General features: G+C 56.8%; 1 protein-coding gene. It reads left to right on the top strand.

Annotated features, from left to right (window positions below):
* Positions 1-168 precede the first annotated feature (168 nt).
* Positions 169-636, top strand: a complete 468-nt coding sequence (locus AC1ECK_RS36620; protein ID WP_480328178.1) for a hypothetical protein — start codon at positions 169-171, stop codon at positions 634-636.
* Positions 637-1140 lie beyond the last annotated feature (504 nt).

Below are 1140 nucleotides of genomic sequence, written 5' to 3'. Positions count from 1 at the left end.
CGGCCTCGATGTGGATTACTTTGATGGGGGCGGCAACCTCTGCGCTCAATTTCACAAGAGCCACGGCGAGCCGCACGGACATAATTTTGTTGATGGGAAGAGAGACAGCGCACACCTTCTAATGTCACCGATCAACTGCAGATGACGCCTAGCCGCGAAAGGGGAGCAATGGACAGTTCGAAAAGAACTTGGGGATGGAACCTGGCGACGAACGGCGAATCGTTGGCGATGGTTCTGGGCGAATATCCGTCTTTTCACGATTCAGCCGTGCGTACTTTCTGTATGCAAAGGAGCCGGCAAACGCGCCAAGGTGTGGACGGTCGCCTCCTGCCGGATGGCCGCACGCGCGAACTTGTGGACCTCCGGCTGGAAGTGCTTCACAACCGCTATGGCCCGCCTCCCGTTGTGGGTCGCCCCGATTATGTCGTAGTGCTCGATTTTCTGGACATTCGAACATCAGATATTGACGTGAACGCCATGCTTGAAGAGGCGACGATTATGGACATGTCGTTGTCCGAGATACCGGGTGGGTTGTTCAAGCTGGACCTTATGCCGAATGTCGGCCTCGATATCCGGCTAACTTGTAAAGAAGTCGTCGTCGGCACAGTTCGGCCGTATAGCCGAAATGAATTTTGAGCCTCATAGCAGTCGCTGTGGTCTATAGCTCCGTCGCTGGCAGCGACTCCCCTCATTGCTGGCGTGTAACTCTGATAGCCCACCAGCCGGTGGGCTTATTTTTTCCGGCTATTGGCTTCCACACACGCGCTGCGCCTCGCGCGCGTACTCCTGCAGCGCTGTCACCTTGCGCGCTGCACGATCCCCGCCTTGGAGAATTGATCACAAAGGTAGTGACGGTGATGCAACTCAGCAATAAATGGCATAACTTCAAGGAAAAACCGGATGCGGAATTGCCGGTAAGCCCTACGGCGGAAGGCAACCGACTCCTAAATCGCCCGTGAAGCCGCGCCAGGTTTGGCTCCCACAGTCTCGGCCGGTGGCTACCCATACTCCTACCCACGTTGTGAAAGTGCCCGTCCCGACAGCCATTCACCAGCAAGGAGGCACCGCTCCTGCGGGGCAGCCACCCCAATCGATCAAACGACGGGCACGGATCGAATGTTACTTGTCGCCAACAGGCGC

It is taken from the genome of Paraburkholderia sp. SSBN10T (assembly GCF_056619545.1).
The sequence above is the reverse complement of the archived record's forward strand: the minus strand, read 5'-3'. Positions and strand labels throughout refer to the sequence as shown.